The organism is Caballeronia temeraria (assembly GCF_001544795.2).
In the GTDB taxonomy this organism is placed as follows: Bacteria; Pseudomonadota; Gammaproteobacteria; order Burkholderiales; family Burkholderiaceae; genus Caballeronia; species Caballeronia temeraria.
This window is the reverse complement of the sequence record NZ_FCOI02000002.1, coordinates 493135-513275: the sequence shown is the minus strand read 5'-3', so window position 1 is coordinate 513275 and position 20141 is coordinate 493135. Positions and strand designations below refer to the sequence as shown.

At 62.8% G+C, this 20141-nt stretch carries 16 protein-coding genes; 1 reads left to right on the top strand and 15 read right to left on the bottom strand.

What is annotated here, in order from left to right; translation table 11 throughout:
• Positions 1-319: 319 nt before the first annotated feature.
• From AWB76_RS04925 to AWB76_RS04855, 15 genes are all read right to left on the bottom strand, one after another.
• Positions 320-2107, bottom strand: coding sequence for an acyl-CoA dehydrogenase C-terminal domain-containing protein (locus AWB76_RS04925; RefSeq protein ID WP_061158978.1), 1788 nt, complete (start codon positions 2105-2107; stop codon positions 320-322).
• 67 nt (positions 2108-2174) lie between these two features.
• Positions 2175-2849, bottom strand: a complete 675-nt coding sequence (locus tag AWB76_RS04920) for a TetR/AcrR family transcriptional regulator (RefSeq protein WP_061158977.1) — start codon at positions 2847-2849, stop codon at positions 2175-2177.
• 271 nt (positions 2850-3120) lie between these two features.
• Positions 3121-4425, bottom strand: coding sequence for a phospholipase D-like domain-containing protein (locus AWB76_RS04915; protein WP_374729909.1), 1305 nt, complete (start codon positions 4423-4425; stop codon positions 3121-3123).
• The gene (gene nudB, locus AWB76_RS04910) at positions 4425-4901 is read right to left on the bottom strand and encodes a dihydroneopterin triphosphate diphosphatase (RefSeq protein ID WP_061158975.1); all 477 of its coding nucleotides are present in this window, start codon (positions 4899-4901) and stop codon (positions 4425-4427) included. Before nudB ends, AWB76_RS04915 begins: the two co-directional genes overlap by 1 nt.
• A gap of 109 nt (positions 4902-5010) precedes the next feature.
• Positions 5011-6813, bottom strand: coding sequence for an aspartate--tRNA ligase (gene aspS / locus AWB76_RS04905; protein ID WP_061158974.1), 1803 nt, complete (start codon positions 6811-6813; stop codon positions 5011-5013).
• A gap of 91 nt (positions 6814-6904) precedes the next feature.
• Positions 6905-7567, bottom strand: coding sequence for a DUF502 domain-containing protein (locus tag AWB76_RS04900; RefSeq protein ID WP_061158973.1), 663 nt, complete (start codon positions 7565-7567; stop codon positions 6905-6907).
• Between the two features lie 134 nt (positions 7568-7701).
• Positions 7702-8070, bottom strand: coding sequence for an FmdB family zinc ribbon protein (locus tag AWB76_RS04895; protein ID WP_061158972.1), 369 nt, complete (start codon positions 8068-8070; stop codon positions 7702-7704).
• A gap of 149 nt (positions 8071-8219) precedes the next feature.
• The gene (locus AWB76_RS04890; RefSeq protein WP_061158971.1) at positions 8220-8837 is read right to left on the bottom strand and encodes a methyltransferase domain-containing protein; all 618 of its coding nucleotides are present in this window, start codon (positions 8835-8837) and stop codon (positions 8220-8222) included.
• A gap of 14 nt (positions 8838-8851) precedes the next feature.
• The gene (gene ubiB / locus AWB76_RS04885; protein ID WP_061158970.1) at positions 8852-10423 is read right to left on the bottom strand and encodes a ubiquinone biosynthesis regulatory protein kinase UbiB; all 1572 of its coding nucleotides are present in this window, start codon (positions 10421-10423) and stop codon (positions 8852-8854) included.
• Between the two features lie 22 nt (positions 10424-10445).
• Positions 10446-11105, bottom strand: coding sequence for a ubiquinone biosynthesis accessory factor UbiJ (locus AWB76_RS04880; protein WP_096031254.1), 660 nt, complete (start codon positions 11103-11105; stop codon positions 10446-10448).
• Between the two features lie 171 nt (positions 11106-11276).
• Complete coding sequence (locus AWB76_RS04875; protein WP_061158968.1) at positions 11277-12296, bottom strand: Tim44 domain-containing protein; 1020 nt, start codon at positions 12294-12296, stop codon at positions 11277-11279.
• Between the two features lie 25 nt (positions 12297-12321).
• On the bottom strand, positions 12322-13053 hold the full coding sequence (gene ubiE / locus AWB76_RS04870; RefSeq protein ID WP_061158967.1) for a bifunctional demethylmenaquinone methyltransferase/2-methoxy-6-polyprenyl-1,4-benzoquinol methylase UbiE: 732 nt from the start codon (positions 13051-13053) through the stop codon (positions 12322-12324).
• An 84-nt stretch (positions 13054-13137) separates the two neighbouring features.
• Complete coding sequence (locus AWB76_RS04865; protein WP_061158966.1) at positions 13138-13545, bottom strand: gamma-butyrobetaine hydroxylase family protein; 408 nt, start codon at positions 13543-13545, stop codon at positions 13138-13140.
• 9 nt (positions 13546-13554) lie between these two features.
• Positions 13555-13989, bottom strand: coding sequence for an HIT family protein (locus AWB76_RS04860; RefSeq protein WP_061158965.1), 435 nt, complete (start codon positions 13987-13989; stop codon positions 13555-13557).
• Positions 13990-14025: 36 nt separating this feature from the next.
• The gene (locus AWB76_RS04855) at positions 14026-18120 is read right to left on the bottom strand and encodes a DUF3683 domain-containing protein (protein ID WP_061159025.1); all 4095 of its coding nucleotides are present in this window, start codon (positions 18118-18120) and stop codon (positions 14026-14028) included.
• Positions 18121-18615: 495 nt separating this feature from the next.
• On the opposite strand from AWB76_RS04855, the gene ilvA reads away from it, so the two are divergent.
• Positions 18616-20139 carry a threonine ammonia-lyase, biosynthetic gene (ilvA, locus tag AWB76_RS04850; protein ID WP_061159024.1) on the top strand — a complete coding sequence of 508 codons (1524 nt, stop codon included), beginning with the start codon at positions 18616-18618 and terminating at the stop codon, positions 20137-20139.
• The last annotated feature ends 2 nt before the right edge of the window (positions 20140-20141 follow it).

Sequence of the window (20141 nt, the reverse complement as noted above, 5' to 3'; positions counted from 1 at the left end):
TTCCCTTGCATACCCTGCGGCAGCGCGCAGCGCTGTGCCGGAACTCTTTCGTGCTGGTCCAGCGCCTTGAAACGACTAGCTTGTCAGACCGTGCGCGATCCAAGCCCGGTGGGTCCTTCGAGGGCACTCGTTAGGCGAGTGCCACGGGGGACGAGAGTACTACCCAACGTGCGTGTGACCGCGGGCCTGAAAAGCTGCTTTCTTTGGTTACTTTCTTTGCAGCAGCAAAGAAAGTGACTGCCGCCCCGCACAGGGGCAGTGCAAATAGACCGCAAAGAAATCAGGATTCCACGAAAGCGAAAGCGAAAGCGAAAAAGGCTCAGAACAACGCTTCGTCAAAATCCATCATAGGCTTAGCCCCAGCCCGAGCGGCACGAATAGTGGAAGCAGTCTCAGGCAGCAGCTTGGCGAAATAGAACCGCGCGGTGGCCAGCTTGGCCTTATAGAACGCATCGCCGGAAGCAGCATGATCCAACGCGACCCGCGCCATCCGCGCCCAGAAATACGAAAACACGAGATGCCCGACCGTACGCAGATACGGCACCGCCGCAGCCCCGACCTCGTCGGGATTCTGCATCGCCTTCATGCCGATCTCCATCGTGAGCTTCTGGACCTTCTCGCCGATATCCGCGAGCGGATTGATGAACTCCTGCATCTCCGGCTTCACGCCTTCCTGCTCGACGAAATCCGCAACCAGCTTGCCGAAGCGCTTCAGCTTCGCGCCCATGTCGCCGAGAATCTTGCGGCCGAGAAGATCCAGTGCCTGAATCGAATTCGTGCCTTCGTAAATCATGTTGATGCGCGCGTCGCGGACGTATTGCTCCATGCCCCATTCGGAGATGAAGCCGTGGCCGCCGTAGATCTGCATCGCCATGTTGGTGCCTTCGAACGCGTTGTCCGTGAGGAAGGCCTTGATGACCGGCGTCAACAGCGCGACAAAGTCGGCGGCCTCGGCGCGCACGGCCTCATCCGCGTGCGACAGTTCCTTGTCGATATTCAAAGCCGCCCAGTACGTGAACGCGCGGCCGGCCTCGGCATACGCCTTCTGCGTGAGCAACATGCGACGCACATCCGGATGCACGATGATCGGATCGGCGGCCTTCTCCGGCGCTTTCGGGCCGGTCAGCGAGCGCATCTGCAGACGCTCCTTCGCGTACACGAGCGAGTTCTGATACGCGACTTCGGTCAGTCCGAGACCCTGCATGCCGACGCCCAGACGCGCCGCGTTCATCATCACGAACATCGCGTTCAAGCCCTTGTTCGCTTCGCCGACGAGCCAGCCCTTCGCGCCGTCGAGATTCATCACGCAGGTCGCGTTGCCGTGAATGCCCATCTTGTGTTCGATCGAGCCGCACTTGATGTCGTTACGCGCGCCGATCGCGCCGTTCGCATCGGGGATGAACTTCGGCACGATGAAGAGCGAGATGCCCTTGGTGCCCATCGGCGCGCCCGGCAGACGCGCAAGCACCAGATGGACGATGTTCTCCGCCATGTCGTGCTCGCCGCTCGAAATGAAGATCTTCGTGCCGGTGAGCGCGTATGAACCATCGGGATTCGGCTCGGCTTTCGTGCGCAGAATGCCCAGGTCCGTTCCGCAATGCGGCTCCGTGAGGCACATCGTGCCGGTCCATTCGCCCGACACGAGCTTCGACAGATACGTCGACTTCTGTTCCGGCGTGCCGTGCGCGTGCAGGCATTCGTACGCGCCGTGCGACAAGCCCGGATACATCGTCCAGGCCTGATTCGCCGAGTTGAGCATTTCGTAGAGCGCGTTGTTCACGAACGCGGGCAAGCCCTGTCCGCCGTATTCGGGATCGCATCCGAGCGCGGGCCAGCCCGCATCGATGTACTGGCGATACGCTTCTTTGAAGCCGGACGGCGTCTTCACGACGCCATCGCCCTCGTAAGTGCAGCCTTCACGGTCGCCGCTCTGGTTGAGCGGGAACACGACCTCGGAGCAGAACTTCCCGGCTTCCTCGAGCACCTGATTGATGGTGTCGGCATCGAGGTCGGCATGCTTCGGCATGCTCTTCAATTCGGCTTCGACATTCAGCACTTCGTGCAGCACGAACTGCATGTCGCGAAGGGGGGCGGCGTACTGTCCCATGAGTCTCTCCAGTTTTCTCAAGCTTCTGGTTGCGCGCCGCCGAACCCTTTCGATTCGAACGGCGCCGCTAACGGCTGTCGGGTTGTTGTGATGTCAGATTCGTCGTCGCCACCGGAGCCGGTTGCGCGGCGCTTCCATTCGCGCCCGCACTCGACGTCTGATACGACACGATCGTTTTTTCCAGCGCGTCCCGCGTCAGTTGCACGGCTTCCGGCAGATGCAGGAAGCGCGCGTCGTGATGCAGGCCGAGCGTAAAGCTGTACAGCTCGAAAAGCATCAGATGCGGATCCGTCTCCGGCTTCAGATGCCCTTCGTCCTTCGACTGGCGGATCGCGCGCAACAGCGCCTCGCGCCACATGCTCACGCTGTGCACGAGCTGCTCGCGCACGGCGCTCGCGGCGCGGTCGTCATACTCCACCGCTCCGCTGATATAGATACAGCCCGTGGTCACTTCCTGGATGCGTTTCTCCATCCAGCGATTCATCATCGCGCGCAATCGCGGCAGGCCACGCGCTTCGCGCAGGCTCGGGAAGAACACTTCATCTTCGAAGCGCCTGTGGTACTCGCGCACCACCTCCACCTGCAAGTCCTCGCGTGACCCGAAATGCGCAAACACACCGCTCTTGCTCATTTGCATCCGTTCGGCCAACAGGCCGATCGTCAGCCCTTCCAGCCCGTCCCGACTTGCCAACTCCAGCGCTGCGTCGAGGATCGCGGCCCGCGTCTGTTCGCCTTTTCGCATGATGTCCCTACCGTTCTTATGTGACCCGTAAAATCGAACGGCCGTTCTATTATTGTGGCCGAACGTCGGTGTTACAAGGAAATTTTTAGATACGCGTTTCTAAAACGCCAGGACATGTATATAGGATAAATCTCAACAATGTCCGAGCCCATTGTCGCGTTTTATATACAGACTGCCTGTAAGTGACTGCCCGAGTTCCCGATTCGTGGGAAGACCCTTCTAGTTATTCTTGTAGGCGAGTATTTTCGCGCATGTGCTGCGCAAAGGCAGGTTAATCGTACTGACCGATCGTGATCACCTTCATCATCACGCGGTATGTGTTGTAAGCGAGCCAATTAAGCGCTCGCTCCGTAATAGGCCGCGATTCATAATGCTTCTCATCAATCGGGCGGCCTTCGTCAAATGCCTGAAGAATGGCGTCGTGCAGGCCGGCAATTTCCTGATGATTGACGAGCACCATATTGGCCTCATTATTGAGCACGAGCGAGAGCGCATCGAGATTCGACGATCCGATGGTCGCCCAGTCCGCATCCACGACCGCGACCTTGCCGTGAAGCATCGTCTTCTCGTACTCGGCGATCCTCACGCCGTGCTTGAGCAGATTGCCGTAGAGAAACGGCGTCGCGTAATCCAACGCTACGAATTCCTTACGACCGATCACAAGCGACACGCGCACGCCGCGCTCCGCCGCATAAACAAGCGCGCGCCGCAGCTTGCGGCCCGGCATGAAGTACGGATTCGCGAGCAACACTTCGCTCTCGGCGTTGGCGATGGCCCGCAGATACGCCTTCTCGATCGCGCGGCGATTGAGCAGGTTGTCGCGCGCGACGAAGGCGACGCACGGACGATCGACCGCGTGAATCTCGCCGAGCCGCGCACGCCGGCGGGCCAGCATCGCGCGGCGGGCGTTCCATCGGCCGGGCGCGCGTTCGCCTTCCCGCGCTTCCTGCCCTTCCTGTGACTCGCAACCCGGCTGCGACGGTTGACTCGGCTTCACGCCGAGCCGGATGCGTTGCCATTGCAGGTCGAACGCTTCGCGCACGTCCTTGACGACGGGACCTTGCGCTTCCATCGCGAAATCCCAGCGCGGGCGCTCGAGACGTGTGCCGTTCTGATCGTAGTCGTCGACGATATTGATGCCGCCGCAAAACGCAAAGGTCTCGTCGATCAGCGCGAGCTTGCGATGCGTGCGCGACCAGCCTTGCGGCCCGAACAGCAGATGCGGGTTATAGATGCGATGCTCGACGCCGCGCTCCTGCCAGAGCGCGAACATCGGCAGATTGCTTTGCGTGCCGATGCCATCCGTGATCACGCGCACCGTGACGCCGCGCTCGGCGGCGCGCACGAGCGCATCGGAGACGGCGCGGCCGATGTCGTCGTTGGCGAAGATGTAGGTTTCGAGCGATACCGATTTGCGCGCGTTGTCGATCCGCTCGATCAGCGCCGGAAAGAACTGCACGCCGCCCTTGAAGATCCGAACGCGGTTGTCAGTCGTGAAGCACAGCCGCGGCGGCCGGCGACCGGAGAACAGCACCTGACGCAGCCGCTTGAAACTGCGCCGCGGACGCATACCGATCATCGGTTATACGCCGCGAGGCGCTCGGGCAATTGCAGGATCGCTTCGCGGTTCGACCACGAGAAGCAGCGGTCGGCGGCCTCGCGAAACGGCAGCCATAGGTGTGCGGTGTGTTCGCGCGGCGCGAGTGTCACTTCGAGACAATGCGGCACGCACAGGCTGAACTGGTGTTCGGTGTTCTGCACAACACCTTCCGCATAGCGATGCCGCCATTGCGGATAGATTTCGTACTGGATGCTGTGATGCCAGTCGAGCAGCGCGTTTTCCGGCACGAGCGCGCCGCCGATCACGATGCCCGTCTCTTCCTGCACCTCGCGCGCGGCCGTTTCGACGAGCGGCTCGTCGATGCGATCCTTCGAGCCCGTCACCGATTGCCAGAAGCCCTTGTGATCCGCCCGTTCGATGATGAGCACATCGAGTTCCGGCGTATGTATGACGACGAGGACGGATTCGGGAATTTTGGGCGGCTTCTGCATGGGCTTGTGAACGCGCGTTTCTTTATCTGTTTATGCCCAAAGACTGTAACGCAAAAAGTGAAAAAGGCGCACTCGGCGCCTTTTTCATTGCATCGACAACGAAAGCTGCTTACTGCGCCTTCTGCTCCGGCTGACGCAGACGGATGTGCAGCTCGCGCAGCTGGCGCTCGTCCACTTCGCTCGGCGCCTGCGTGAGCAGATCCTGTGCGCGTTGCGTCTTCGGGAACGCGATGGTGTCGCGGATCGAATCGGCGCCGGACATCAGCGTGACGACGCGGTCCAGACCGAACGCGATGCCACCGTGCGGCGGCGCGCCGTACTGGAGCGCGTCGAGCAGGAAGCCGAACTTCAGACGCGCTTCTTCAGCACCGATCTTCAGCGCGCGGAACACCTTGCTCTGCACGTCTTCCTGGAAGATACGGACCGAACCGCCGCCGATTTCCCAGCCGTTCAGCACCATGTCGTAAGCCTTCGCGAGGCAGCGGCCCGGATCCGTTTCCAGATATTCGAGGTGCTCGTCCTTCGGACTCGTGAACGGGTGATGCGCGGCCACGTAGCGGTTTTCTTCCTCGTCGTACTCGAACATCGGGAAGTCGATGACCCACAGCGGCTTCCAGCCGGTTTCGAGCAGGCCGGTCGTCTTGCCGAATTCCGAATGACCGATCTTCAGACGCAGCGCGCCGAGGCTGTCGTTCACGACCTTCGCGCGATCCGCCGCGAAGAAGATGATGTCGCCGTCTTCCGCCGCCGTGCGCTCCATGATCGCCGCGAGCGCCGCGTCATGCAGGTTCTTCACGATCGGGCTTTGCAGGCCGTCGCGGCCCTTGGTCTTGTCGTTGACCTTGATCCACGCGAGACCCTTCGCGCCGTAGATGCGCACGAATTCCGTATAGCCGTCGATGTCGCCGCGCGACAGCTCGCCGCCCTTCGGCACGCGCAGCGCCGCGACGCGGCCGTCCTTCGAGTTCGCCGGCATGCTGAACACCTTGAAGTCGACGTCCTTCACGGCGTCCGTGAGGTCGGCGAATTCGAGCTTCACGCGCAGGTCGGGCTTGTCCGAACCGAAGCGGCGCATGGCTTCCGAGTACAGCATGACCGGGAATTTCGCGGGCAGCTCGACGTCCATCGTTTCCTTGAAGACGTGCTGGATCATCGCCTCGAACAGATCGCGGATTTCCTGCTCCGTGAGGAACGAGGTTTCACAGTCGATCTGCGTGAATTCCGGCTGACGGTCGGCGCGCAGGTCTTCGTCGCGGAAGCACTTGGTGATCTGGTAGTAACGGTCGAAGTTCGCGACCATCAGCAACTGCTTGAAGAGCTGCGGCGACTGCGGCAGCGCGAAGAACTGGCCCGCGTTCACGCGCGACGGCACGAGGTAATCGCGCGCGCCTTCCGGCGTGCTCTTGGTCAGCATCGGCGTTTCGATGTCGATGAAACCTTGCGCATCGAGATACTTGCGCACTTCCATCGCCACGCGATAACGCAGGCGCAGGTTCTTCTGCATCTGCGGACGGCGCAGGTCGAGCACGCGATGCGTGAGGCGCGTGGTTTCCGAGAGGTTGTCGTCGTCGAGCTGGAACGGCGGCGTCACCGACGCGTTCAGCACCACGAGCTCGTGGCACAGCACTTCGATCTTGCCGCTCGTGAGGTTCGCGTTGACCGTGCCTTCGGGACGGCTGCGCACGACGCCCTTGACCTGTACGCAGAACTCGTTGCGCACGCCTTCGGCCACCTTGAACATCTCGGCGCGGTCCGGGTCGCAGACGACCTGAACGAGGCCTTCGCGATCGCGCAAGTCGATGAAGATAACGCCACCATGATCGCGGCGGCGATGCACCCAGCCGCACAGCGAGACGGTTTCGCCCAGTCGGGCCTCGGTCACCAGACCGCAGTATTCAGATCGCATCGACATGATGTTGTGTCTTTCGTTGTTCGTTAATCAACGGCTCGCGCGTTCGGGTCATGCTCTTCTTTCGGCTGACGCTCGGCTCGCGCGGCCGGCATTACATCGGCGGCTCGGTGGGGCGGCGGGCTGGCGCGACCGGCGCCGGCACGCTCGGCGCCGGAGCCACCACGCCCATCGAGACGATGTACTTCAGTGCGGCGTCGACGGTCATGTCCAGTTCGACGACTTCGCTTTTCGGCATCATCAGGAAGAAGCCGGATGTGGGGTTCGGCGTAGTGGGCACGTAGACGCTCACGTGCTCTTCGTCGAGGTGATTGAGCACGTCGCCGCCCGGAATACCCGTCAGAAAACCGATGGTGTACGAGCCTTTGCGCGGATACTCGATCAGAAGCGCCTTGCGAAACGCGTTGCCGCTCGACGAGAGCAACGTGTCCGACACCTGTTTCACGCTCGTGTACAGCGGGCCGACCACCGGAATATGACGCAGGATGGCGTCCCACCATTTCACGAGCTTCTGGCCGACGAAGTTCTGCGTCAGCAGCCCGACGATGAAAATGAACGCGAGCGTCAGCACCGCGCCCACGCCCGGCAGATGGAACCCGACGACCCGCTCGGGCTGCCACGATTGCGGCAGCAGGAGCAGCGTCTGGTCCATGGTGCCGATCACGAGCCCGAGCACCCACAGCGTGATGGCAAGCGGCACCAGCACGAGCAGGCCGGTAAGGAACACGGATTTCAGCGTAGTCTTTTTCGTCGTCATTTACACGGGGTGGTGGCTGCGCCGGTTCTCGACGGCGTGGGAGATTCGGCTTGGCAGGCGGGCCGCGCTCGCGCGAGCGCGGTCTACGAGGTCATCGGCGCGGCACGTGGCCGGACGCGCCGGCCGTCTTGCGTTCAGGCGGCGCCCGACGATGTGGACGCGCCCGCGGCGGGCTTGGCGGCATCCGTCGATGACGTGCTTGCGGGCGTCGCGCTTTCGCTCGAATTCGCGTTGCCGGAACTGGCGGCGGGCGCATCATCCGATTTCGCCGCCGGCTCATTCGACGCATTGGCGCCGTTGCTTTTGCCGCTATTGTTGTTCCCGCCACGGAAATCGGTGACATACCATCCGGAGCCCTTCAACTGGAACCCGGCGGCGGTCACCTGCTTCGAGAAAGCGTCCTTGCCGCAGGCGGGACACTGCGTGAGCGGCGCATCGCTCAGTTTCTGAAGCACGTCTTTTTCGTGGCTGCAGTCGGCGCAACGGTACGCGTAAATCGGCATGGCACTCTTCCTACAATGATCTTTCGACGCTTGCAAAGCCTTGAATTATAGCCGCAAACCAATATTGACCCGCGATTTTCGGGATCGCGCGTGCAAGATTAACCGCTCAATATTTCAGGGCGCCGGCGACGGATTTCAAGCCGGCCCGCTCAGATTCGCCGCCAGGTCATCCAGCGCTCGCGCCCGGCGAACACGGGAATCGAGTTGCTGACCTCGCGGTCTTCGATCAGCTCGAAGTACGGCGACAGCAGCGCGTCCAGCTCGGCGCGCTCGATTCCGAAAGGCGGCCCTTTCGGCGTCGACCCGATGAAAAAGAAGCCCGCGAGCAGCCTGCCCGGCTTCAGCAGCGCCGACATCCGGTCGGCGTAGTCTTGCCAGCGGTGCTTCGGCAGCGCGCAGAGAAAGGCGCGCTCGTAGACCCAGTCGAGCGGAAAAGGCGGTTCGTACGCGAAGAAATCCGCCTCTTCGACGACACCCGCATGCGCACCGAGTTGCGCGCGCGCCGCCTCGACGGCAAGCGCCGAAAAATCGATCGCGCGCACCGGCCAGCCGCGCTCCGCGAGATACAGCGCTTCGTATGCACTGCCGCATCCGGGAATCAGCACATTCTGCGCATTGCGCGACGCGACGAAGGTCTTGAACAGCTCCGGCACGCCGGCCTGATCCCACGGCGTGAAATGCCGGCCGAAACGCTCGTCCCAGAAACCCGGCGAATTCGGATCGCGGTTTTCGAAATCGGGAACGGCGGGATTCGTCGGATCGCTCATGATCTGCGCCTCTTTCAGGGATGGAGCCAGAACTGCGCGATGACGACGCCCGCGCCCGCCACCGCGACGAGACCGCCGATGAGCAAGGTCACAAGCAGACGATTCGTGCGCTTCTGCTCGGCGAGCAGCATGCGCATGAGTTCGTCGCTGCCGCTTTTCGGCGCGTCGTGATGCTCGGCCAGAATATGGTGAATCAGCCGCGGCAGTTGCGGGATGGTCTTGCTCCACTGCGGCGCTTCCATCTGCAGCCGCTCGTACCAGCCGCGCCAGCCGATCTGCTCGTTCATCCAGCGCTCGAGATACGGTTTGGCCGTTTTCCACAGGTCCAGTTCCGGATCGAGCGAGCGGCCGAGCCCTTCGACGTTGAGCATCGTTTTTTGCAGCAGCACGAGTTGCGGCTGAATCTCGACGTTGAAGCGGCGCGACGTCGAAAAGAGGCGCAGCAGCACCTGACCGAGCGAAATATCTTTCAATGCGCGATCGAAATACGGCTCGCAGACCGCGCGAATCGCACTTTCGAGTTCCTCGACGCGCGTGCTCGACGGCACCCAGCCGGATTCGAGGTGCAGCGTCGCGACGCGGTGATAGTCGCGCTTGAAGAACGCGAGGAAGTTCTGCGCGAGATAGTTCTTGTCGAAGTCCGACAACGCCCCGACGATGCCGAAATCCAGCGCGATATAGCGCCCGAAAGTCGCCGGATCGAGGCTCACCTGAATGTTGCCGGGGTGCATGTCGGCGTGAAAGAAGCCGTCACGGAACACCTGCGTGAAGAAAATCTCGACGCCTTCGCGCGCGAGCTTCGGGATATCCACGCCGGCTGCGCGCAAGGTCGCGACCTGGCTGATCGGCACGCCGACCATGCGCTCCATGACGAGCACCGTCGGCGCGGACAAATCCCAGTACATTTCCGGCACGAGCAGCAGGTCGAGCCCCTGGAAATTGCGCCGCAACTGGCTGCCGTTGGCGGCCTCGCGCATCAGATCGAGCTCGTCGTGCAGATATTTGTCGAATTCCGCGACCACTTCGCGCGGCTTCAGACGCCGGCCGTCCGCCCAGAGGCGCTCGGCCCACGTCGCGATATCGCGCAGCAAAGCGAGGTCGGAGTCGATCACCGGCAGCATGCCCGGGCGCAACACCTTCACCGCGACGGCCTTGCCCGCGTGCTCGCCGTTTTTGATCTTCGCGAAATGCACCTGCGCGATCGACGCGCTCGCCACCGGCACGCGCTCGAAATCGTCGAACAATTCGTCGATGGGCGCACCGAGCGACTTTTCGATGATCGACACCGCCACGTCCGAGTCGAACGGCGGAACCTGATCCTGGAGCTTCGCGAGTTCGTCGGCGACATCGACGGGCAGCAGATCGCGCCGCGTCGACAGCACTTGCCCGAACTTCACGAAGATCGGCCCGAGGCTTTCCAGCGCGAGCCGTAGGCGGATGCCGCGCTCGACGTCGAAGCGGCGGCCGAACGTCGTGATGCGCATGAGGTAGCGCACGCGGCGATCGTCGATGCCGCTCATCACGAGCTCATCGAGGCCGAAGCGGACGATCGTGAAAAAAATCTTGAGGAAACGCAGAAAACGCATGGTTCGAATTCGCTTCAGCTCGTTATTCGTGCGAGTCGCGCACAGACTCGCCGCCGGATCGCGCTGAGGCGCCGCTCGCCGGCCGGGATGGTTCGGTTTGCCGTTCTATCCGCTCGATGCGCTTTTCGACGCGCGCGAGCGCATCGCGTGCTTTCGACAGCTCGGCGTTGAACGCATCGAGCGCGCTCTTGCGCACGAGTTGCGGGCGCTCGTCGAGGAAATACTCGGTGAACGTGTCGAGCAGATTTCGCCCGGTGCGCTGCGCCTGCTCCTGCACCGCGCGCGCGATGCGCCCTACGCGATGCGCGGGCGCGTCGCCGATCACGCGCGCGAGATCTTCTTCGGGGTCCCAACGCAGATGTTCCGCGAGCTTGGCGAGCGTCGTCGCGAACTCGGCGTCGCCTTCGATGCGCACGTGTTTCATCACCGCCGCCTGGCCGCCTTGCAGAAACGCGGGCAGCGCGTCGAGCGGCACGGCGATGGTCACGTCGAATGCGCCCGCTTCCGCATCCGTGGTCGCGGCGAAGAGCCCGTCGGCCTGCACGACGAGCGCGATCGAAACCGGCGCGCACGACAGCTTCACGCGCTTGCCCGCGTACGGCTTCAACCGCTCGAGCGCCCAAGGCTCGCGCACGAGGAGATGATTCACGGCGGCCGCGAATCCACTGGACGCGGTCTTCAAGGCGGGATGTGCTGCGGGACGGGCGGATTCGTCTGCGTTCGTCATCGGCTGTGAGATGAAAAAACCCGCGCGGGACACTTCTCGCGCGGGTTTCTATTCTACCTTCGCAACCGCTTATCACACTGACGGTTGCCGGCGCCCTGGCCATTCGGCCAAGGGCTCGGTCAGACTTCAGCTCACCTGCTGAATGCCCGCCAGCAGCCAGCCTTCGTTGCCGACCTTCTGCTTCGACAGGTTCCAGACCTCGACGAACGGCTCCGCCGCCGCCCCTTCCGACTCGCGGATCAGGCCGTGGAAGCGCACGCTCGCGAGATACTCGGCCGGGCGATCCTCGACGCCGAGCAGGTCCGCGTTGAGCTGCACGACGTCCGTGCGGTTCGGCGCGCTGCCGCGTGCGTCGACGTCGAGTTTCACTTCGGCGAACATTTCGGGCGTCGTGAATTCACGGATGTCGTTGACGTTGCCGCGGTCCCACGCGTCCTGCAGTCGCACGAAGTAGACCTTCGCGTTACGCACGAATGCCTCGGTGTCGAAACCGGCCGGCACGTTCGGATTCGCGGGCGCTTGCGACACCGGCGATTCGATGTAGTTCGCACCGAAACCGGTCGGCTGCTGCGGCATCTGCGGCGGCTCCTGATTCAGGCTCTGACGCCCGGCTGCACCGTACGGCGAACCCGCGGCCGACCCCATGCCGGCGTAGGCCGGCGTGTTGTTGCCCTGGTTGCCCTGGCGCTTGCGCATGATGAAGCGGAACAGCATGACGGCCGCCAGCACGATCAACGCGATCATGATCATGTTGGCCATCGCGCCGGCGAACGCTTCGCCGAGCCCGAAGTGCGACAGCAGCGCCGCGATGCCCAGACCCGCCGCGAGACCCGCGATCGGACCGAGCCAGCGGTTACGCGCGGGCTGCGCGGCAGGCGCTGCCGGTGCGGGCTGCGCGCGCTGGGCTTGCGCCGCCTGACCCGCCTGGCCTTGCTGCATGGACTGCGACGGCGGCGTCGCCTGATGCTGCTGCGTCGCCGTGGCCGACTGACGGCCCATGCTGCGGCCGCCGCCCATGCGTTTGGCTTCCGCCGTTTCCGCGAAGATTGCGCCAGCCGCAATAACGCCAGCCAGCGCCAAGATTCCGGCCTTCCTGAAGAAGAGGTTCAGGAAACCCCGGGATTGGGGTTTGCGCGAATCGAACATATCGAATCCTTAAGTGAGTGGAACATCAAAATTTCGTCCCGACGTGTAACGCTACCACGCCACCTGACAAATTGTAATATTCGACTCGATCCAGGCCTGCTTGTTCCATCATGGTTTTTAAAGTTTCCTGGTCCGGGTGCATGCGGATGGACTCGGCCAAGTAACGATAGCTCTCCGCATCTTTGGCCACTTTTTCGCCAAGCCACGGCAAAATCTTGAAACTGTAGATATCGTACGGCTTCTTCAGCGGCTCCCACACTTTCGAGAACTCGAGCACGAGCAGCTTGCCGCCCGGCTTGATCACGCGCGTCATTTCCGCCAGCGCGCGATCCTTGTGCGTCATGTTACGCAAACCAAAGGCAACCGTAACGATATTGAAATAATTGTCCGGGAACGGGATCTTCTCGGCGTCGCAGAGCAGCGCGGGCGTCAGCACGCCCTTGTCGATCAGCCGGTCGCGCCCGACACGCAGCATCGATTCGTTGATGTCCGTGTGCCAGACTTCGCCCGATTCCCCCGCCTGCTTCGCGAACGCCATCGCCAGATCGCCCGTACCGCCCGCGATGTCCAGCACCTTGTAGCCCGGCCGCACCTTGGCCTGCCCGATCGTGAAGTGCTTCCAGATCCGATGCAGTCCGCCGGACATCAGGTCGTTCATCAAGTCGTAGTTGCTCGCGACCGAGTGAAACACGCCCGCTACCTTCTTCGCCTTGTCATGCTCCTCGACCGTTTCGTATCCGAAGTGGGTCTTGCTCATCGCGCTTATTCCTCGCCTGTTGTTCGTTCTATGTCTGCGCAATCGTCGCGCCGGACGTGCGGCTTTACGCCGCAGCCCTGATGCTCAGTGGCAATGGCCGCCGGATGGTTTCGCGGCCATCGGCGTGTCGCGGTCCACGCCCGCGGCTTCCAGCTTCGCCAGATACTCGCGCCACAAATCGTCCTGACGCGTCGCCAGGTCGTGCAGGATGTCCCAAGAATAGATGCCGGTATTGTGGCCGTCCGAAAAATTCAGTTGCAACGCGTAATGCCCGACCGGATCGATACCGATGATCGTCACCTCGCGCTTGCCCGTCTGCAGCGTTTCCTGGCCCGGGCCGTGCCCCTGCACTTCGGCCGATGGCGAATAGACGCGCAACAGCTCGAACGGCACGCGATACGACTCGCCGCCGTATTGCAGTTCCAGCACGCGCGATTTCGAATGCACGACGACGCCGGTGGGAATCGGCGTCGTGGAAGTGAGTCCGCTCATGATCTCGTCTTATTGATGGCCGAACGCCTGGTTCAGCTCGTTGCGCACCTGTTCGCGCAGGAGTGTGGCCTGCGCGCGGCGCTTCGATAGCTGCGACTCGGACACCGTGCGCTGGCGCGGCGCCCAGATCGGCAGAGGGAAGCGGGAATCGTTGGAAAAACGGGGAATGACGTGCCAGTGGACGTGCGGCACCTGATTGCCGAGGCTCGCCAGATTGATTTTTTCCGGCACGAGCACGCGGCGCATCGCGCGTTCGACGCCGTTCACGGCCGTCATCACGCGCGCGCGGTCGGCATCCGGCAAATCCGACATTTCGGCGACGTGCGCGCGCCAGATCACACGACACAAGCCCGGCCAGTCGGGCTCATCGGCAAGGACGACGCGCAACGCGTCGTCCGACCACAGCACTTCGCCGCCGTCTTCACGGCAAAACACACAGTCCATCTCATACCTCTAGCGAATCAAACCTCAATTTCGCTATTACACCAGCACGCGCTCGATACCGCCATTGTTCGCGCGTTCGACGTACTGTTCCATCCAGTTCTCGCCGAGCACCTTGCGCGCCATTTCCACGACGATATAGTCCGCCTCGACGTTGGCGTCCTCGTTGTAGCGCGACAGACCTTGCAGGCAGGACGGGCAGCTCGTTAGGATTTTCACGTCCTGACCATTCGGCTGAGGGCCGTCCCCGGCCTTGAGCACCGATCCCGGCTGCGCGCCCGCCGCGCCCGCCGACGCATTCGCGATATTGATCCCGTTCGCGCCCGCTTCCGCGACAAGCGGAATGCCGCGCAGCTTGGCCGCGCCCTTGCGGATCTCTTCTTCCTTGCGAAAGCGCACCTGCGTCGAAATATCGGGACGCGTGACCGCGAGCGTGCCCGATTCGCCGCAGCATCGATCGTTCTTCTCGATCTTGTAGCCGTCTCGCTCGGAGCCCATCAGATCGTTTACGAGCTTGACCGGGTCCATCGTCTTGATCGGCGAGTGACACGGGTCGTGGTACATGTAGCGCGTGCCGGTCACGCCGTCGAGCTTCATGTTCTTTTCGAGCAGGAATTCGTGAATGTCGATGATCCGGCAGCCCGGGAAGATCTTCTCGAATTCATAGCCCGCAAGCTGGTCGTAGCAGGTTCCGCACGACACGACGACGGTCTTGATATCGAGATAGTTCAGCGTATTCGCGACGCGATGGAACAGCACGCGATTGTCCGTCACGATCTTCTCGGCCTTGTCGTACTGGCCCGAGCCGCGCTGCGGATAGCCGCAGCACAAATAGCCTGGCGGCAGCACGGTTTGCACGCCCGCTTCCCACAACATGGCCTGCGTGGCGAGTCCGACCTGCGAGAAGAGACGCTCCGAGCCGCAACCCGGGAAATAGAACACCGCTTCCGAATCGACGGTGGTCGTCTGCGGATTGCGGATGATCGGAACGATCTTGTTGTCCTCGATATCCAGCAGCGCGCGCGCCGTCTTCTTCGGCAGATTGCCCGGCATCTTCTTGTTGACGAAGTGGATCACCTGCGTCACGACCGGCGGCTTGCCGACGGTCGCGGGCGGTTTCGCCGTCTGCTTCCTGACGATTTTCTTCAGCACGTCGTTGCCGAAACGCTGCGCCTTGTAGCCGAAGCCCATCATCACGTTGCGCGCGAGATTGATGGTCTGCGGATTCGTCGCGTTCAGGAAGAACATGCCCGCCGCGTTGCCCGCGTTGAACTTCTTCTTGCCCATCTTGCGCAGCAGATTGCGCATGTTCATCGACACATCGCCGAAATCGATCTTCACCGGACACGGCGTCACGCACTTGTGGCAGACCGTGCAGTGATCGGCGACGTCGTTGAATTCGTCCCAATGCTTGATCGACACGCCGCGGCGCGTCTGTTCTTCGTACAGGAACGCCTCGACGAGCAGCGACGTCGCGAGAATCTTGTTGCGCGGGCTGTACAGCAGGTTCGCGCGCGGCACGTGCGTCGCGCACACCGGCTTGCACTTGCCGCAGCGCAGGCAGTCCTTGATCGACTCGGAAATCGCGCCGATATCCGACTGCTGCATGATGATCGACTCGTAGCCCATCAGCCCGAACGACGGCGTGTAGGCGTTACGCAGATCCGCGCCGTCGAACAGCTTGCCCTTGTTGAAGCGACCGTGCGGATCGACGCGCTGCTTGTATGCGCGGAAATCGCCGATTTCCTCTTCGGTCAGGAACTCCAGCTTCGTGATGCCGATGCCGTGCTCGCCCGAGATCACGCCATCGAGCGAACGCGCGAGCTTCATGATGCGCGCGACCGCGTGATGCGCGTCCTGCAGCATCTCGTAGTTGTCGGAGTTGACGGGAATGTTCGTGTGCACGTTGCCATCGCCCGCGTGCATGTGCAGCGCGACGAACACGCGCCCGCGCAGCACGTGCTTGTGGATGGCCTGCGCTTCGTCGAGGATCGGCTTGAATTCGCCGCCGTTGAAGATCTGGCGCAGTTCCGCGCGAATCTCCTGCTTCCACGAGATGCGCACCGTGCGATCCTGCGCGACGTGGAACACGTTGGCGTCCGGCTGAATATCGACGCGATCCGCGAACTTCTCAGCGAGCGCTTCGTAGCCGAGATTCACGAGATAGTGCTGCGCCTCGCGCAAGGGCATGTCGAGCTTGTCGCCGACGAACGTCCAGCGCTCGCGCACGCGCTTGAGCAGATCGAGCGCCTGCTGCACGCGATCTTCGAGCAGCTCGGCGCTGGGGATTTCGTTCGCGTCGTCGGTCTTGCCGAGCGGCAGCTTGCCGGTGCGGAAGAACGCTTCGAGCGCATCGACGAGTTGCAGCTTGTTCTTGAGCGACAGCTCGATGTTGATCCGCTCGATGCCGTCCGTGTACTCGCCCATGCGATCGAGCGGAATCACGACGTCTTCGTTGATCTTGAACGCGTTCGTGTGCTTCGCGATCGCGGCCGTGCGCGAGCGGTCGAGCCAGAAGCGCTTCCTCGCCTCGGCGTTCACCGCGACGAAGCCTTCGCCGCTCTTGCCGTTCGCCATGCGCACGACTTCGGACGTGGCGGAGGCGACGGCATCGGCGTCATTGCCGACGATATCGCCGATGAGCACCATCTTCGGAAACGCGTTGCGCTTGCTCTTGGTCGCATAGCCGACCGCGCGCAGATAGCGTTCGTCGAGGTGTTCGAGGCCGGCGAGAATCGCGCCGCCCTGCTTCGACGTTTCGAACAGATAGTCCTTGATTTCGACGATGCTCGGAATCGCATCGCGCGCCTGGCCGAAGAATTCGAGGCAGACGGTGCGCGTGTGCGCGGGCATCTTGTGCAGAATCCAGCGCGCCGACGTAATCAGGCCATCGCAGCCTTCCTTCTGCACGCCGGGCAGACCGGCGAGGAATTTATCGGTGACGTCCTTGCCGAGGCCCTCTTTGCGGAACGTGCGCCCGGTGATGTCGAGGTTCTCGGTGCGCAAAAGCTTCTCGCCCGGCGGACGATTGCCGTCGAACCAGTCGAGCCGGAAACGCGCCACGTCGACGTCGTGAATCTTGCCGCAGTTGTGATCCAGACGCGTGACTTCGAGCCAGTTGCCTTCCGGATCGACCATGCGCCACCACGCGAGATTGTCGAGCGCCGTGCCCCACAACACCGCCTTCTTGCCGCCCGCGTTCATCGCGACATTGCCGCCGACGCACGAGGCATCGAGTGACGTCGGATCGACGGCGAACACGAAGCCCGCCTGCTCCGCCGCTTCGGTGACGCGCCGCGTGACCACGCCCGCGCCGGAGAAAATCGTCGCGACCTTGTGATCGACGCCCGGCAGATCTGTCATTTCAACGGGACCGAGCTGCTCCAGCTTCTCCGTGTTGATGACGGCCGAGAACGGCGTGAGCGGAATCGCGCCGCCGGTGTAGCCGGTGCCGCCGCCGCGCGGAATCACGGTCAAGCCCAGTTCGAAGCACGCCTTGATGAGACCGGCGATTTCGGCTTCGGTATCGGGCGTCAATACGACGAACGGATATTCGACGCGCCAGTCGGTCGCATCCGTCACGTGCGCGACGCGCGAGAGGCCGTCGAACTTGATGTTGTCCTTTTGCGTCTCCTTGCCCAGCACGCGCGATGCGCGGCGGCGCAGATCGGCCATGCTGCCGAATTCGGCGGCGAAATCGTCGACGGCGCGGCGCGCGGCCGTGATCAGCAGTTGCACGCGGCCGGCGCGCTCGCGGCTGCCGGCTTCGTCGCTGTGCGCGGTGAGATCGGCGCTGCGGCGCTTTTCGATTTCCGCGAGACGGTGATTCAGCGCCTCGACGAGCATCGCGCGGCGCTTCGGATTGTCGAGCAGGTCGTCCTGCAAATACGGATTGCGGCGCACGACCCAGATGTCGCCGAGCACTTCGTACAGCATGCGCGCCGAGCGGCCGGTGCGGCGTTCGTTACGCAGTTCGTCGAGCACGGCCCAGGCTTCGTCGCCCAGGAGCCGCATGACGATTTCACGATCGGAAAACGACGTGTAGTTATAGGGAATTTCGCGGAGACGCGGCTCGATATCGAGCGCCAAGGCGGCATGGGCGCCGTTCGGATCGAAGGCTTGAGGTGCGTTCATGTTCGACGGTTCGGTGTGCCGGCGCTCGCGCCAAGAAAGCGGCAATGCCGGCGATGCGCGTGGGGGCGCAAATTTTCGAATGAGACTTCTCTCTTGGCGAAGGGCGCCGGGCTCGTCACGGCGCCTTCGGTGTGCCCTGGATCAACGCCACGATCGCGCGTGGCGCGCATGCCTTTGCGCCGCGGGATGCGACTCGCGGGAAACATGCGCCAGAAAATCGATCCGAAGCTGCCGGTGCATCTGCCGATCCTGATTGCTGATTCGTAAAAGGAAATTCTAACCTATCGGGCGGGCGCGCGTTCGCGGGCGCTAGCAGCGAGAAGGGGCTTTTGCGTGCGAAATCGCGACACGTTTTCGGCATTTTCGACGCTTTTTTGCACGACCGTCCGGCCGGTCTGAACGCATGGCGCGCCCGGAAAGCGCGCGGTTGGCGCTATCATTGAAGCTTTCGCCCTCAAAACCCGCGTGCGTTGTCGCCGCGTGACGATTCCTCGCATGACACATCCCGACTACCTGAAAAAAGTGCTGACCGCGCGTGTGTACGACGTCGCGCGTGAAAGCGAGCTCGAACCCGCGCGCAACCTGTCCGCGCGCCTGCACAACGCCGTGTTCCTCAAGCGCGAGGACAATCAGCCGGTTTTCTCGTTCAAGATTCGGGGCGCTTACAACAAGATGGCGAACCTTTCCGCCGACGTGCTCGCGCGCGGCGTGATCACGGCGTCGGCGGGCAATCACGCGCAGGGCGTCGCGTTGTCGGCGGCGCGGCTCGGTTGCCGCGCGGTCATCGCCGTGCCCACGACCACGCCGCAAGTGAAGATCGACGCGATCCGCGCGCACGGCGGCCCGACGGTCGAAGTGGTGCTCGCGGGCGAGTCGTACAGCGACGCCTACGCGCGCGCCGTGCAGCTTCAGGAAGAACGCGGCCTGACCTTCGTGCATCCGTTCGACGATCCCGACGTGATCGCCGGACAAGGCACGGTCGCGATGGAAATCCTGCGCCAGCATCAGGGCCCGATTCACGCGATCTTCTGCCCGATCGGCGGCGGCGGGCTGGCGGCGGGCGTCGCGGCGTACATCAAGGCGGTGCGCCCGGAGATCAAGGTGATCGGCGTGCAGACCGAGGATTCGTGCGCGATGGCGCAATCGATCAAGGCGGGCGAGCGCGTCACGCTCTCCGAAGTCGGCCTGTTCTCGGACGGCACGGCGGTGAAGTTGGTCGGCGAGGAAACGTTCCGGCTGTGCAGCGAGTTGCTCGACGAAGTCATCACCGTCGACACCGATGCGCTCTGCGCCGCGATCAAGGACGTCTTCCAGGACACGAGAAGCGTTCTGGAACCGGCCGGCTCGCTCGCGGTCGCGGGCGCGAAGCTGTATGCGGAGCGCGAGGGCATCGAAGGCAAGACGCTCATCGCGGTGACGTCGGGCGCGAACATGAACTTCGACCGCATGCGCTTCGTCGCGGAGCGCGCGGAAGTCGGCGAGGCGCGCGAGGCCGTGTTCGCCGTGACGATTCCCGAAGAGCGCGGCAGCTTCCGGCGCTTCTGCGAGCTCGTCGGCACACGCAGCGTGACGGAGTTCAACTACCGCATCGCCGACGAAAAAGCCGCGCATATCTTCGTCGGCGTGCAGATCAAGTCGCGCAAGGAAACGGCGCAGATGATGACGGCGTTCATCGAGCATGGCTTCGCGACGGTGGATCTCTCGCACGACGAGCTCTCGAAGCAGCACATCCGCTATATGGTCGGCGGACGTTCGCCGCTCGCGCGGGACGAGCGTCTGTTGCGTTTCGAGTTTCCGGAGCGCCCGGGCGCGCTGATGAAATTCCTTTCGTCGATGGCGCCGGACTGGAACATCAGCCTCTTCCATTACCGGAATCAGGGCGCGGATTACAGCTCGATTCTCGTCGGCATTCAGGTACCGCAGTCGGACAACGCGGAGTTCGAGCGCTTCCTCGCGACGCTCGGCTATCCGTGGTGGGACGAAGGCGCGAATCCGGTCTACCAGCTCTTCCTGGCCTGATC